Source organism: Kitasatospora sp. NPDC001603, assembly GCF_040298365.1.
In the GTDB taxonomy this organism is placed as follows: domain Bacteria; phylum Actinomycetota; class Actinomycetes; order Streptomycetales; family Streptomycetaceae; genus Kitasatospora.
Genome location: NZ_JBEPAA010000035.1, coordinates 74,958 through 89,226, shown reverse-complemented (window position 1 = coordinate 89,226; position 14,269 = coordinate 74,958). Strand labels below are relative to the sequence as shown.

Here is a 14,269-nt window from a genome sequence, read left to right as displayed (position 1 = left end):
GCGGTGGACATCCACGTGGATGTCCACCGCCCCTTCCGCGCATCCTGGGGCGGTCGCGGATCGGACAGGGGTTTTAGCAGGTGGATGGGGTCGGACATCGGGTGTCGACACTGGAAGACCCTCCCCCGCAACAGCGGTCCGTAAGCCGTTTCGGCGTGCCCGACAGTGCGATGCCATCAATGGCGAGGGGGACCGCCGGGGTCCCCGCGTGGGGCGCCTCATGTGTGATTGCGGATGCCGAGATCATGCGGTTCTGCCAGTCCTTCATGACCGAGCTCCACCGCCACCTGGGCGAGTACACCGACGTCCCGGCCGGGTCCAGCGCGGGCGGGTCTCCGACTACGCGACCCGTTCCGCTCCCGGACCCGACCGGAGCGGGCACAGGATGTCGGGTGGGGGAGGGTGGGGGGTTCCTACGGTGGTGGGCAGTGAGAGGGAAGGACGGGGTCGGGGTGCTGGAGCAGGTCAACCGGGCCATGGAGTACGTCGAGGAGCACCTGGACGGGGTGATCGACGTGGGTGAGCTGGCGCGGATCGCGCGGACGTCGGAGTACCACTTCCGGCGGATGTTCTCCGCGCTGGCCGGGATGCCGTTGTCGGAGTACGTGCGGCGCCGGCGGCTGACCGTGGCCGGGGCCGAGGTGCTGGCCGGTGAGCGGACGCTGCTCGATGTGGCGGTCCGGTACGGCTACACCTCGGGGGAGGCGTTCGCCCGGGCGTTCCGGGCGATGCACGGTGTCGGACCGGGTGAGGCCCGGCGCGGCGGCGTGGTGCTGCGGTCCCAGCCCCGGATGTCCTTCCGACTCGTCGTCGAAGGGAGCAGCAGTATGGAATACCGCATCGTGGAGAAGCCCGGGTTCCGGGTGGTCGGTCGGCGGGCCCGGGTCCCGCTCGTCCACGAGGGGGTGAATCCGGCCATCGCGGCGTTCATCCGGGGGATCGCACCGGAGGTGGTCGACCGGATCGCCGCCCTCTCGGACCAGGACCCGGACGGCGTCGTCTCGGTCACCGAGTTCTTCTCGGACAGCCGGGAGGAGGGCGTCGAACTCGACTACTACCACGCGGTGGTGGCGGGTGCGGACGCCGTCGTGCCGGAGGATCTGGACGTGCGGGAGGTGCCGGCCGGGACCTGGGCCGTCTTCTCCGTCACCGGGGCGTTCCCGCAGGCGCTCCAGGAGATGTGGCGGGACGTCTACACCCAGTGGTTCCCGTCCAACCCCTACGAGACCCGGCCGGGGCCGGAGATCCTGCGCACCCGCTTCCTGTCCGACGGCGTCGCCGAGGCGCAGCTGTGGACCGGCGTGGAGCGGGTCGCCCGGTGAGCCCTGCCGCATGGTGAACTGGGCCGGTCCGATGGGACGTTGACGGTCCCGTCGGCCCGGCCGCCTGTTAGGGTCCGCGCATGACGAAGCGTGTGCCCTTCCAGGGGGCCGAGAAGGAGAGTCTGTTCGTTGCGCTCGACCGGCACCGCGACGCGGTGCTGTGGAAGCTGGAGGGGCTGGACGACGAGCAGCTGCGCCGGCCGATGACGGCGTCCGGGACGACGCTGCTGGGGCTGGTCAAGCACCTCGGCGGGGTCGAACTCGGCTGGTTCTGCCGGACGTTCGGCCGGGACACCGGCCCGCTGCCGTTCGATCTCGCCGAGGACGAGCAGTCCGACCTGCGGGTGCGCCCGGACGAGTCCACCGCCGATCTGCTGACCTTCTACGCCCGCGCTCGGGCCAGTGCCGACCAGGTCATCGAGGAGTTCGAGCTCGACGACCTGGGCCGGGCCTGGTTCGGCGACCAGGTGTCGCTGCGCTGGGTGCTGATCCACATGGCGACCGAGACCGCCCGGCACGCGGGCCACATGGACATCCTGCGCGAGCTGATCGACGGGCGGACGGGGGACCACAACCGGGGCTGACGGCCCGGGAGCGGGAGCGCCGGCCCCGGGTCAGCCCAGGAAGCGGCCGTCCCGGGCCACCACCCGCCCGGCCGCGTGGTGACGGTGGTGCACCACCCCGCGGCCGGTCCCGGCACCGCTCGATCGGCGCGCGCACCGGCTCCCGCGGGCGCCCCGCACGCCCGTTCGGCGCAGCAGCGGCGGACCGGGGCCGGGGCGGGCCGCATGCTGGGGCGGGGGAGGGGGCCAGCGGAGGAGTGGATCGAGGATGGTCAAGGCGTTCGGGTTCGTCGACTACGGCGGGCCGGAGACTCAGGAGTTCCTGGACCGGCCGGTGCTGGAGCCCGGCCCGGGCCAGCTGGCGGTCGGCGTCCGGGCGGCCGGGGTGAACCCGGTGGACTGGAAGATCCGCCGGGGACTCCTCGGGCGGGACCGCGAGCTGCCCGCCGTGCTGGGCCAGGAGGCGGCGGGCGTGGTCGAGCGGATCGGCCCGGACGTCACGGGGTTCACCCCCGGGGACGAGGTGTTCGGGATCGCGGCGGCGGGCGCCTTCGCGGAGCAGACCCTGCTGCTCGCGGCGATGAGCGCGGTCAAGCCCGCCGCGCTCGGGTTCGCCGAGGCGGCGACCCTCCCGGTGGCGGCCGCGACGGCCGACGACGGGCTCCGGGACGTCGGCGTGGGAGCCGGGCAGACGCTGCTGATCCTCGGCGTCGCGGGCGGTGTGGGCAGCGTGGCCGCGCAGCTCGCCCGCAGCCGGGGCATCCGGGTCGTCGGCACGGCGAGCGACGCCAACCGCGGCTACGTGGAGTCGCTGGGCGCGGTGCAGGTGCGGTACGGCGAGGGCGTGGCGGAGCGGATCGCGGCGGCCGCCCCGGACGGTGTGGACGGCATCCTCGACCTGGTCGGCGGGGCCGACCTGCGGGCCGCGGCCGAGACGCTGGCCGACCGCTCGAAGCTGGTCTCCACCGTCGACCCGGGCACCGTCGCGGAGCTCGGGGGGCGTTTCGTCACCCGCGCCACCACCCCGGCGAGCCTCGCCGCCCTCGCCGCGCTGGCGGCGACCGGCGAGCTCGACGTGCACCTCACCGGCCGGCAGCCGATGGCCCACGCGGCCGAGGCACTGGCGCTGGTGGAGTCCGGGCACGCGCGCGGCAAACTGATCCTCGACATCGGCTGGGAGCAGGCGGGATGAAGCAGCGGACGGTGACGGTCGGCGGGCCCTGCTGGGTGGAGCACGGCAGCTCCGACCCGGAGGGCGCCCAGCGGTTCTACGGCGAGCTGTTCGGCTGGCGGGCCGCCGACCTCGACGCACCGCCGGAGGCCGGCGACTACACCTTCATGAAGCTGGACGGCAGGATCGCCGCCGCCGTCGCCCCGCTCTACGGGGAGGGGCAGCCGACGGCCTGGACGGTCTCCTTCGCGGTCGACGACGCGGACGCGTCCGCCGCCCGGATCACCGGGGCCGGCGGGAGCGTCGTCATCGGACCGACGGAGGCGCTCGGTCTCGGCCGGTTCGTGATCGCCGCCGACCCGTCCGGCGCGGTGTTCGGGCTCTGGCAGGGCCACGCGCTGGCGGGCCTGGAGGTGCTCAACGACCCGGGCGCGCTCGGCTGGGTGGAACTGCTCACCCGGGACCCGGACGGCGCCCGGTCGTTCTACCCGGCGGTGTTCGGCTGGACGGTCCGCCCGTCCGAGGTCTACCCCCAGTGGGGCCTGGCCGGCGCCGACTTCGGCGGCATGCTGACGATGGACGACCGGTTCCCGCCGCAGGTGCCGCCGCACTGGCTGCCCTACTTCGCGGTCGCGGACGTGGACGTCACCGCCTTCCGGGCCGGGAACCTGGGCGCCGACGTCCTGCTGCCGCCCACCTCGATGCCGGACGGGCCCCGGGTCGCCGTGTTGCGCGACCCGCAGGGCGCGGCCTTCGCGGTGCACCTGGCGGGCGCGGAGGGCTGAACCCGCCCCCCGGTCGGCCTTCCGCGCCGGCCGGGCGTGAACGAGGCCCCGCGCCGCTACCGCTACCGCCCCGCGCCGCCCCCGCTACCGCCCCGCGCCGCCCCCGCTACCGCTACCGCCCCGCTACCGCCCAGCGTCAGCGCCGCCCCCGCTACTGCCCCGCCCGGCGCACCCGGCCGCGCCCGGCGGCCAGCACCGCCCCGGCCGTCACCAGCAGGGCGGCGGCCGGCACCACGTCACCGATCCGGTCGTACCAGGTCAGCGTCGACGGCGCGGTGAGCGGCAGCCGCACCGTCAGCGCGCCGGTGCGGTCCGTCCCGAACCGGGCCAGCTCGCGGCCCTGCGCGTCGAAGGCGGCCGAGACCCCGGTGAGCGAGGCCTGGACGGCCGGCCGGCCGGTCTCGGCGGCGCGGATGGCGGCCAGCGAGACGTGCTGCTCGGGTGCCCAGGTGTCCTGGAAGGTCGAGGTCGAGGACTGGTAGACCAGCACCCGGGCGCCGTCCCGGGCGGCCGTCCGGGACATGTCGGGGAAGGCCGACTCGAAGCAGATCAGCGCCCCGACCGGCAGCGGCGCCCCCGTGCGGTCGGTGGCGGGGAGGACGTGGAACGCGTTCCCCGGGGCCCGGTTCTCGCCCGCCGCCCGGCTGACGCCGGCGATCCAGCCCAGCAGCGGGCGCAGCGGGATGTACTCGCCGAACGGCACCAGCCGGATCTTGCGGTAGCGGTCGACCGTCCCGGCGGGGGAGACCAGCACCGCGTCCTTGGAGATCCGCCCGTCGGCCTTGCGGGCGTCCTCCCCGGCCAGGATCTCCGCGCCGGTGACGGCGGAGAGCCGGCTCAGCCGGGCCGCGGCGGCCGGGTCGCGCTCCAGGTCGGCGGTGGTGCTGCTCTCGCCCCAGACGATCAGGTCGACCGGCCGCCCGCCCAGGGCGGCGGTGGCGGCGGCACTCGCCTCGAACCGGGCCTGCGGGTCCTCGACGATGCCGGGCTGGACCAGGGCCACGGTGACCGCCCCGGCGCCGGCGGGCGCGGCGCGCAGCGCGAACAGCAGCGGGCCGGCCGCCAGCACCAGCACAGTGGCCAGCGCCGCCAGGGCGCGCGGCCGCCACCCGGTGGCGGTCAGCACGATCAGCACACCGGTGTTCACGGCCACCACGGCCGCGCTGACCAGCCAGATCCCGCCGGCCGAGGCCAGCGCCAGGACGGCCGGGTGCCGCCACTGGGTGGCGCCGAGCAGCGCCCACGGGCCGCCGAGGGCGTGCCACGAGCGGGCGTACTCGGTGGTCAGCCAGACCGCGGGGACGACGGCCAGGGCGAGCAGCGCGCGCCGGGCGGTCAGCGGCGGGTGCAGCAGCCGGTGGACGGCGAGGCCGACCCCGGCCTGGAGCACGCCGAAGACCACCGCGAGCAGCGGCAGCGCCGGGCCGATGGAGGGGATCAGCCAGTACATCCCGGTGAGGATGAACCCCGCGCCGAACCACCAGCCCCGGACGGCGGCCTCCCGGGCGCTCGGCGCCCGCTGCATCAGCAGCAGGCCGGGCACCAGGGCGACCCAGGCGAGCGCGGCCAGCCCGGGGGCCGGGAAGGCGAACACCGGCAGCGCCCCGGCGGCCAGGGCGGCCCCCCGCTCGCGGTAGCGGTGGGCCCGGACGGCACGGTCCGGAGGGGTGGGCGCCCGGAGGGCGGGCCGGGGCAGCGTGAGGCGGCGGGACATGCCCCGTATTGTCCGCTTCAGCGGCGATCACTGCCAGGGTCCTGTCACCCGAATGGGTGACAGGACCCTGGCAGGACAGGCCCCGGGAAGAACCGGCCCGGGACTTCCGAGCGCCCGTCAGGCCTCGCCGGCCCTCGTCGTCTCCCGTCAGCCCTCGTCGCCCTCCAGGTCGCCCTCGGTCTCCAGGAAGGCGGCCTGGAGCTGCTCGATCAGCTCCGGGTCGGGCTGCTCCCAGAGACCGCGCTCGGCCGCCTCCAGCAGGCGCTCGCTGATGCCGTGCAGCGCCCAGGGGTTGGCATCGGCCAGGAACTCGCGGTTCACCGGGTCGAGGACGTACTCCTGGGTCAGCTTCTCGTACATCCAGTCGGCGACCACGCCGGTGGTGGCGTCGTAGCCGAAGAGGTAGTCGACGGTGGCCGCCATCTCGAAGGCGCCCTTGTAGCCGTGGCGGCGCATCGCCTCCATCCACCGCGGGTTGACGACCCGGGCGCGGAACACCCGGGCCGCCTCCTCGGTCAGGGTGCGGGTGCGGACGGTCTCCGGGCGGGTCGAGTCGCCGATGTAGGCGGTCGGGGCCTTGCCGGTGAGCGCCCGCACGGTGGCCACCATGCCGCCGTGGTACTGGAAGTAGTCGTCCGAGTCGGCGATGTCGTGCTCGCGGGTGTCGGTGTTCTTCGCGGCGACGGTGATCCGCTTGTACGCCGTCTCCATCTCCTCGCGGGCCGGCCGCCCGTCCAGGCCGCGACCGTACGCGTAGCCGCCCCAGACCGTGTACACCTCGGCGAGGTCGGCGTCGGTGCGCCAGTCGCGGCTGTCGATCAGCTGGAGCAGACCGGCGCCGTAGGTGCCCGGGCGGGAGCCGAAGACGCGGACGGTGGCCTTGCGCTCGTCGCCGTGCACGGCGAGGTCGGCCTGGACGTGGGCGCGGACGTAGTTGTCCGCGGCGTCCTCCTCCTGGGCGGCGGCCAGGCGCACCGCGTCGTCCAGCAGGGCGACCACGTGCGGGAAGGCGTCCCGGAAGAAGCCGGAGATGCGCAGGGTGACGTCGATCCGCGGGCGGCCCAGCTCCTCCAGGGAGATCGCCTCCAGGCCGGTGACCCGGCGCGAGGCGTCGTCCCAGACCGGGCGCACGCCCAGCAGCGCGAAGGCCTCGGCGATGTCGTCGCCGGCGGTGCGCATCGCGCTGGTGCCCCAGAGCGAGAGCCCGACCGAGGGCGGGCAGGCGCCGTCGTTGTCGGCCCGGTAGCGCTCGACGAGGGAGGCCGCCAGCGCCTGGCCGGTCTCCCAGGCGAGCTTGCTGGGCACGGCCTTCGGGTCGACCGAGTAGAAGTTGCGGCCGGTCGGCAGCACGTTGACCAGGCCGCGCAGCGGCGAGCCCGAGGGCCCGGCCGGGACGAAGCCGCCACCGAGCGCGTGCAGCACGGCGTCGAGCTCGTCGGTGGTGGCCGCCAGGCGCGGCACCACCTGGGTGGCGGCGAAGGCGAGCACGTCGGCGACGGCGGCCGGCAGCCCGGCGGCGACCTTCTCGACGGCCTCCGGCGCCCAGTCCTCGGCCTCCATCGCCTCGACCAGCGCGCGCGCCTGGGCCTCGGCCGCGTCGGTGGCGCCCAGCGTCAGCGCGGCCTCGTCCAGGCCGAGCGCCTCGCGCAGGCCGGGCAGGGCGCTGACGCCGCCCCAGATCTGCCGGGCGCGCAGGATGGCGAGCACGATGTTGACCCGGTCGGTGCCGGCCGGCGCCTGGCCGAGGACGTGCAGGCCGTCCCGGATCTGGGCGTCCTTGATCTCGCAGAGCCAGCCGTCGACGTGCAGCAGGAAGTCGTCGAAGCCGTCGTCCTCGGGGCGCTCGTCCAGGCCGAGGTCGTGGTCGAGCTTGGCGGCCTGGATCAGCGTCCAGATCTGGGCCCGGATCGCGGGCAGCTTGGCCGGGTCCATCGCGGCGATGTTGGAGTGCTCGTCGAGCAGCTGCTCCAGCCGCGCGATGTCGCCGTAGGAGTCGGCGCGGGCCATCGGCGGGACGAGGTGGTCGACCAGGGTGGCGTGGGCGCGGCGCTTGGCCTGGGTGCCCTCGCCCGGGTCGTTGACCAGGAACGGGTAGATCAGCGGGAGGTCGCCGAGGACGGCGTCCGGTCCGCACTCGGCGGAGAGCGCGGCGGTCTTGCCGGGCAGCCACTCCAGGTTGCCGTGCTTGCCGAGGTGGATCACGGCGTCGGCGCCGAACCCGCCGTCCTGCCGCGCGGCCGCGATCCAGCGGTACGCGGCCAGGTAGTGGTGCGAGGGCGGGAGGTCGGGGTCGTGGTAGATCGCGACCGGGTTCTCGCCGAAGCCGCGCGGCGGCTGGATCAGCACCAGCAGGTTGCCGGAGCGGACCGCGGCCAGCACGATGTCGCCGTCCGGGTTCTGCGAGCGGTCGACGTAGAGCTCGCCGGGGGCCGGGCCCCAGTGCTCCTCGACGCGGGTGCGCAGGGCCTCGGGGAGGGTCGCGTACCAGCGGCGGTAGTCGGCGGCCGGGATGCGGACCGGGTTGCGGGCCAGCTGGTCCTCGGTGAGCCAGTCCTGGTCATAGCCGCCGGCCGCGATCAGCGCGTGGATCAGCGCGTCGCCCTCGTGCATGTTCTCGGGGACGGTGTCCAGCCCCGGCAGGTCCGAGCCGAGGTCCATGCCCTCCGCGCGCAGCCGCGCCAGCAGGCGCATCGCGCTGGCCGGGGTGTCCAGGCCGACGGCGTTGCCGACCCGGGCGTGCTTGGTCGGGTACGCGGACAGCACCAGCGCCAGCCGCCGCTCGGCGGCCGGGATGTGCCGCAGCCGGGCGTGCCGGACGGCGGTGCCGGCGACCCGGGCGGCGCGCTCGGGGTCGGCCGCGTAGACGGTGAGGCCGTCCTCGTCCAGTTCCTTGAAGGAGAACGGGACGCTGATCAGCCGGCCGTCGAACTCCGGGACGGCGATCTGGGTGGCGGTGTCCAGCGGGGAGAGGCCGTCGTCGCTGGCCTCCCACTGCGCGCGCGACCAGGTGAGGCAGAGCGCCTGGAGGATCGGGCGGTCCAGCGCGGCCAGCGCGCCGGCGTCCCAGGCCTCCTCGTCGCCGCCGGCCTGCGCGTCGGCCGGGCGGGTGCCGCCGGCCGCCAGCACGGTGGTGACCAGCGCGTCGGCCTCGCCCAGCGCGGCCAGCAGCTCCGGCTCGGCGCCGCGCAGCGAGGCGCAGTAGTACGCCCTGGCGCGCGCGCCCTGGTCCTCGATCGCCCGGCAGAGGGTGTCGACGAAGGCGGTGTTCCCGCTCATGTGGTGGGCGCGGTAGTAGAGCACCGCGACGATCGGGCCCTCGGTCGTCCGGGCCTCGCGCTCCAGCGGTCCCCAGGCGGGGGCGGAGGCGGGCGGGGCGAAGCCGTGGCCGGTGAGCAGCACCGTGTCGGAGAGGAAGGCGCCCAGCTCGGCCAGGTTGGCGGCGCCGCCGTGGGCGAGGTAGGCGTGCGCCTCGGCCGCGATGCCGGCCGGGACGGTCGACAGCTCCATCAGCTGGGCGTCCGGCGCCTGCTCGCCGGTGAGCACGATCACCGGGCGGGGGCCGGCCAGCAGCGCGTCCAGGCCCTCCTGCCAGGCGCGGCGGCCGCCGAGCAGGCGCACCACGACCAGTTCGACGCCCTCCAGCAGGGCGGGCAGCTCCTCGGGCGAGAGCCGGGCCGGGTTGCCGAGGCGGTACGGGACGGGGCCCTCGGCGGCCCGGGCACTGAGCAGGTCGGTGTCTGACGTCGACAGCAGCAGGATCATGCGAAGGCCCTCCCGGCCTCGATGGCGGGCAAGGGCAAGGTCACGGGCGACGACGGGGTCGCCCGTGGAGGCACGTGCGACGGCGGGGTCGCGGGCATGCGGCGGCGCATGGCGTCAAGCCTTCCTCGGGGTCCGCGCCCCGGGCCGGTGGAGGACGGCAGGAGTTCCTGGCTCCCACGGTTGAACCGTGGTCACAGTGGCGGGACCGCACCGGGTTTGCACCGGCTTCCTCCCCTGCGCCGTCGCTGGCGTGCGGGCGGCCCCGCGGGGCCGCCCGGCAGCATCGTACGGGGTGCGGCTGACCAGGGGGAGAGCGGCCGGGAGTGTGACCCGAGGGACAGCGGCAAGCGATCGGATCATCTGTATGCTCGCGGCCATGCCACCCACACCCGACGCGACCGCGCCGGACCCCGCCGTGTCCGGCCGGGGCCGCGAGGACGCCTGCCCGGGGGCGCTTCGCCTGCACACCGCGGCCGACGGCGCCCTGGCCCGGGTCCGGCTGCCCGGCGGGCTGCTGACGGAGGGTCAGGCGCTGGCCCTGGCCGGGGCCGCCGAGTCGCTGGGCGACGGCCACCTGGAGATCACCTCGCGCGGCAACGTCCAGCTGCGGGGCCTGGCTTCGGAGTGCGGCGCCGAACTCGGCGGGCGGCTGCGGGCGGTCGGGCTGCTGCCCTCCGACACCCATGAGCGGGTCCGCAACATCGTCGCCTCGCCGGGCCCGGCCGGCGGCTTCGCCGACGTCCGGGCCTGGGCGCGCGAACTGGACGCGAAGCTGTGCGCGAGCCCCTGGGCGGCCGCGCTCTCCGGCAAGTTCCTGTTCGCCCTGGACGACGGACGCGGCGACGTGGCCGCCCTGAACGCCGATGTGACGTTGATCGCAGGCCCGGACGGCAGCGCGCTGCTGCGCCTCGCCCGGGCGGACACCGCCCGGCCCGTCCCCGCCGAGCGGGCCGTCGACACGGCGCTGGCGGTCGCCCGGGACTTCGTGGCCGTGCTGCGCGCCACCGGCCGCGAGGCCTGGCACCTGCGGGACGTACCCGACCTGGTGCCGCCGGGTTCGGTGAAGCTGCCGGCGTTCGCCGGTACGCCGCCGCCGCTCGGCGCGGTGCCCGGCGGCCTCTCGGTCGCCCTGCGGTTCGGCTCCGCCTCCGGCACGCAGTGGCGGGCGCTGGTCGACGCCGCCGAGGGGGAGCTGCGGCTCACCCCGTGGCGCGGTGCGGTGCTGCCCGGCGCCGCCCCCGGGCGGCTCGCCGGCCTGGCGGCGGCCGGCTTCCGGACCGCGCCCGGAGCCGCCTGGGAGCGGGCCACCGCCTGTACCGGGCTGCCCGGTTGCGGGTCGTCCAGGGCCGACGTCCGGGCCGACGCCGCGCGCGCCCTGGAGGCGGCCGGGACGGGGGGCCTGCCCGTGCACTGGTCGGGCTGTGAACGGCGCTGCGGCCACCCGGCCGGGCGGTGGGTGGACGTGCTCGCCACCGGGCAGGGCTACCGGGTGACGGTGAACGGTCCGGCAGCCGCCGGGGCGGCCGTGGACGTGACGAACGAGGAGACGGCCGAGGCGGTCGCCGAGGCCAGGAGGACCACGAAGTGATCGAGTACGAGAAGGACGGCGCGTCCATCTACCGCCAGTCCTTTGCCACCATCCGGGCCGAGGCCGACCTCGCCGCCCTGCCCGCCGACGTGGCCCAGGTCGCGGTGCGGATGATCCATGCCTGCGGCATGACCGACCTGGTCGAGGACCTGGTGTACTCGCCGGGCGCGGTCGCCTCCGCCCGCGCCGCGCTGCGCGCCGGGGCGCCGATCCTCTGCGACGTGAACATGGTCGCCAGCGGTGTCACCCGCAAGCGGCTGCCCGCCGACAACGAGGTCGTCTGCACCCTCACCGACCCGTCGGTGCCCGAGCTGGCCCGGCGGATGGGCAACACCCGCAGCGCCGCCGCGATGGAGCTGTGGCTGCCCCGGCTGGAGGGCGCGGTGGTCGCCGTCGGCAACGCGCCGACCTCGCTGTTCCGGCTGCTGGAGCTGATCGAGGCGGGCGCGCCGCGCCCGGCCGCGGTGATCGGCGTCCCGGTGGGCTTCATCGGCGCCGCCGAGTCCAAGGAGGCCCTGGCGGCGCACCCGTCCGGCCTGGAGCACCTGGTGGTGCGCGGCCGGCGGGGCGGCAGTGCCATGGCCGCGGCGGCCATCAACGCGATTGCGAGTGAGGAAGAGTGACGGACGCTCAGCAGACCGGCCGGCTGTACGGGGTCGGGCTCGGTCCGGGGGACCCTTCGCTGGTCACGGTCCGCGCCGCCGAACTCATCGGCAAGGCCGACGTGGTGGCGTACCACAGCGCCCGGCACGGCCGGTCCATCGCCCGGTCCATCGCCGAGCGCTACCTGACGGGCGGTCAGATCGAGGAGAAGCTGGTCTACCCGCTCACCGTCGAGACCACCGACCACCCGGGCGGCTACCGGGGTGCGCTGGACGACTTCTACCAGGAGGCCGCCGACCGGCTGGCCGCCCACCTCGACGCCGGCCGCAGCGTGGTGGTGCTCGCCGAGGGGGACCCGCTCTTCTACGGCTCCTACCAGCACATGCACAAGCGCCTCGCGCACCGCTACCCCACCGAGGTGGTCCCCGGCGTGACCTCGGTCAGCGCCGCCGCCGCCCGGCTCGGGGTGCCGCTCACCGAGGCGGAGGAGACGCTCACCGTCATCCCGGGCACGCTGCCCGAGGAGGAGCTGACCGCGCGGATCGCCTCCGCCGACTCCGCCGTCATCATGAAGCTGGGCCGTACCTTCCCCGCCGTCCGCCGCGCCCTGGAGCGGGCCGGCCGGCTGGCCGACGCCCAGTACGTCGAGCGGGCCTTCATGGCGGGCGAGCGCACCGGCCCGCTGGCCGACGTCGACCCCGAGAGCGTCCCCTACTTCTCGGTCGCCGTGCTGCCCAGCAAGGTCGCGCCGCTGGAGCGGCCGGCCCCGCCGGCCGCGGGCCCCGGCAGCGTGACGGTCATCGGCACCGGCCCGGCCGGCCCGCTCTGGCTCACCCCCGAGGCGCGCGGCGCCCTCGCCGCCGCCACCGACCTGGTCGGCTACACCACCTACCTGGACCGGGTGCCCGAGCGCCCCGGCCAGCAGCGCCACGGCTCCGACAACAAGGTGGAGTCCGAGCGGGCCGAGTTCGCGCTGGACCTCGCCCGGCGCGGGCACCACGTCGCGGTGGTCTCCTCCGGCGACCCGGGCGTCTTCGCGATGGCCACCGCCGTCCTGGAGGTCGCCTGCGAGGAGGCCTACGGCGACGTCCCGGTCCGGATCGTGCCGGGGATGACGGCCGCCCACGCCGCCGCCTCCCGGGCCGGCGCCCCGCTGGGCCACGACTACGCGGTGGTCTCGCTCTCCGACCGCCTCAAGCCCTGGGAGGTGGTCGCCAAGCGGCTTCGCGCGGCGGCCGAGGCCGACCTGGTGCTGGCCCTGTACAACCCCGGTTCGCAGTCCCGCACCACCCAGGTCGGCCTGACCCGGGACCTGCTGCTGGAGTACCGCGACCCCGGGACGCCGGTGGTGATGGCCCGCGACGTCGGCGGCCCGACCGAGCGCGTGCGCACCGTCCGCCTCGGCGACCTCGACCCCGCCGAGGTCGACATGCGCACCATCCTGCTGATCGGCTCCTCCCAGACCCGGGCCGTCCGACGCGGCAACGGCACCCAGGTGGTCTGGACGCCCCGCCGCTACCCGGAGGTGTGAGCCCCGCCCTCCTCCCCGCCCGCGGCGGGGAGGAGGGCGGCCGGGGACGACGGAGGCCGGCGGGCCGGTTCGAAGGTCCGCGCGAGGTGAGGAGCGGGCGGCGTGGCGGAGGTCGGTGGACGGGCCGGGCAGCTGAGGAGCAGCGGGCTGCGGCCCGGGTGGACGACGGGCGCCTGTGCGACGGCGGCGACCAAGGCGGCCTACCAGGCGCTGCTGACCGGGGCCTTCCCGGATCCGGTGGTGATCACCCTGCCGAAGGGCCAGCGGCCCGGCTTCGCGCTGGCGGCGGAGGAGCGGGCGGCCGATCGGGCGATGGCCGCGGTGGTGAAGGACGCCGGGGACGATCCGGACGTGACGCACGGTGCGCTGATCCGCTCGACGGTGTGGGCGGGGGAGCCGGGCAGCGGGGTGGTGTTCCGGGCCGGTCCCGGCGTCGGGACGGTCACCAAGGCCGGACTGCCGCTGGCCGTCGGCGAGCCGGCCGTCAACCCGGTGCCCCGGCAGATGATCCGGGACGCGGTCGCCGAGGTGGCGGCCGAGTTCGGCGGCGACGGGGACGTCGTGGTGGAGGTCTCGGTGGACCACGGCGAGGAGATCGCCCGCTCCACCTGGAACCCGCGCCTGGGCATCCTCGGCGGGCTCTCGATCCTCGGCACGACCGGGATCGTCGTCCCCTACTCCTGCTCCGCCTGGATCGACTCCATCCGGCGCGGGGTGGACGTGGCCCGGGCGGCCGGGCGCACCCATGTCGCGGGCTGCACCGGTTCGACCTCGGAGAAGGTGGCCGCCACCGTGCACGGCCTGCCCGAGGACGCGCTGCTCGACATGGGCGACTTCGCCGGGGCGGTGCTCAAGTACCTGAAGCGCCACCCGGTGCCGCGGCTGACGGTCGCGGGCGGCTTCGCCAAGCTCTCCAAGCTGGCCGCCGGTCACCTGGACCTGCACTCGGCCCGCTCCCAGGTCGACCAGGGCTACCTGGCGGGCCTGGCCCGAACCGGCGGCGCCGGGCCGGAGCTGGTCGCGGCGGTCGCGGCCGCCAACACGGCCCTGGAGGCGATCCAGCTCTGCCGCGCGGCCGGCGTTCCGCTCGGTGATCTCGTCGCCGAGGCGGCCCGGGCCACCGCGCTCGGAGTGCTGGTCGGCTCGCCGGTCGCGGTGGACGTCATCTGCATCGACCGGGCCGGCACGATCGTGGGCCGGGCGGAGCCGCTCGGCCCGTGAGGTCGCGGG

At 75.8% G+C, this 14,269-nt stretch carries 10 protein-coding genes and 1 riboswitch; of the genes, 8 read left to right on the top strand and 2 right to left on the bottom strand.

Annotated features, from left to right (window positions below):
* The first annotated feature begins 452 nt into the window (after nucleotides 1-452).
* From ABT263_RS22285 to ABT263_RS22270, 4 genes are all read left to right on the top strand, one after another.
* Nucleotides 453-1,322 carry an AraC family transcriptional regulator gene (locus ABT263_RS22285; RefSeq protein WP_352292519.1) on the top strand — a complete coding sequence of 290 codons (870 nt, stop codon included), beginning with the start codon at nucleotides 453-455 and terminating at the stop codon, nucleotides 1,320-1,322.
* An 80-nt stretch (nucleotides 1,323-1,402) separates the two neighbouring features.
* A complete protein-coding gene (locus tag ABT263_RS22280; protein ID WP_352292511.1) occupies nucleotides 1,403-1,906 on the top strand; it encodes a DinB family protein in 504 nt (167 codons plus the stop codon).
* Nucleotides 1,907-2,153: 247 nt separating this feature from the next.
* A complete protein-coding gene (locus tag ABT263_RS22275) occupies nucleotides 2,154-3,077 on the top strand; it encodes an NADP-dependent oxidoreductase (protein WP_352292509.1) in 924 nt (307 codons plus the stop codon).
* The gene (locus tag ABT263_RS22270) at nucleotides 3,074-3,841 is read left to right on the top strand and encodes a VOC family protein (protein WP_352292507.1); all 768 of its coding nucleotides are present in this window, start codon (nucleotides 3,074-3,076) and stop codon (nucleotides 3,839-3,841) included. Before ABT263_RS22275 ends, ABT263_RS22270 begins: the two co-directional genes overlap by 4 nt.
* A gap of 151 nt (nucleotides 3,842-3,992) precedes the next feature.
* Here the strand turns inward: ABT263_RS22270 and lnt are convergent, their stop codons facing one another.
* Both lnt and cobN read right to left on the bottom strand, forming a co-directional pair.
* Nucleotides 3,993-5,555: an apolipoprotein N-acyltransferase gene (lnt, locus tag ABT263_RS22265; RefSeq protein ID WP_352292504.1), complete on the bottom strand. Its 1,563-nt coding sequence runs from the start codon at nucleotides 5,553-5,555 to the stop codon at nucleotides 3,993-3,995.
* 147 nt (nucleotides 5,556-5,702) lie between these two features.
* Nucleotides 5,703-9,317 (bottom strand): cobaltochelatase subunit CobN, encoded by a 3,615-nt coding sequence (cobN, locus tag ABT263_RS22260; protein ID WP_352292502.1) that lies wholly within the window; start codon nucleotides 9,315-9,317, stop codon nucleotides 5,703-5,705.
* Between the two features lie 161 nt (nucleotides 9,318-9,478).
* A riboswitch (cobalamin riboswitch) is annotated at nucleotides 9,479-9,549 on the bottom strand.
* Nucleotides 9,550-9,693: 144 nt separating this feature from the next.
* On the opposite strand from cobN, the gene ABT263_RS22255 reads away from it, so the two are divergent.
* From ABT263_RS22255 to ABT263_RS22240, 4 genes are all read left to right on the top strand, one after another.
* Nucleotides 9,694-10,905: a ferredoxin-like domain-containing protein gene (locus ABT263_RS22255; RefSeq protein WP_352292500.1), complete on the top strand. Its 1,212-nt coding sequence runs from the start codon at nucleotides 9,694-9,696 to the stop codon at nucleotides 10,903-10,905.
* Nucleotides 10,902-11,528 carry a precorrin-8X methylmutase gene (locus tag ABT263_RS22250; protein ID WP_352292497.1) on the top strand — a complete coding sequence of 209 codons (627 nt, stop codon included), beginning with the start codon at nucleotides 10,902-10,904 and terminating at the stop codon, nucleotides 11,526-11,528. The genes ABT263_RS22255 and ABT263_RS22250 overlap by 4 nt, the downstream gene beginning before the upstream one ends.
* A complete protein-coding gene (locus tag ABT263_RS22245) occupies nucleotides 11,525-13,039 on the top strand; it encodes a precorrin-2 C(20)-methyltransferase (protein ID WP_352292495.1) in 1,515 nt (504 codons plus the stop codon). Before ABT263_RS22250 ends, ABT263_RS22245 begins: the two co-directional genes overlap by 4 nt.
* Before the next feature lie 102 nt (nucleotides 13,040-13,141).
* On the top strand, nucleotides 13,142-14,260 hold the full coding sequence (locus tag ABT263_RS22240) for a cobalt-precorrin-5B (C(1))-methyltransferase (protein WP_352292493.1): 1,119 nt from the start codon (nucleotides 13,142-13,144) through the stop codon (nucleotides 14,258-14,260).
* Nucleotides 14,261-14,269 lie beyond the last annotated feature (9 nt).

Coding starts and splice junctions, on each gene's coding strand:
- ABT263_RS22275 (WP_352292509.1), top strand. CDS start 2,154: ATGGTCAAGGCGTTCGGGTTCGTCGACTACGGCGGGCCGGAGACTCAG.
- cobN (WP_352292502.1), bottom strand. CDS start 9,317: ATGATCCTGCTGCTGTCGACGTCAGACACCGACCTGCTCAGTGCCCGG.
- ABT263_RS22255 (WP_352292500.1), top strand. CDS start 9,694: ATGCCACCCACACCCGACGCGACCGCGCCGGACCCCGCCGTGTCCGGC.
- ABT263_RS22280 (WP_352292511.1), top strand. CDS start 1,403: ATGACGAAGCGTGTGCCCTTCCAGGGGGCCGAGAAGGAGAGTCTGTTC.
- ABT263_RS22270 (WP_352292507.1), top strand. CDS start 3,074: ATGAAGCAGCGGACGGTGACGGTCGGCGGGCCCTGCTGGGTGGAGCAC.
- lnt (WP_352292504.1), bottom strand. CDS start 5,555: ATGTCCCGCCGCCTCACGCTGCCCCGGCCCGCCCTCCGGGCGCCCACC.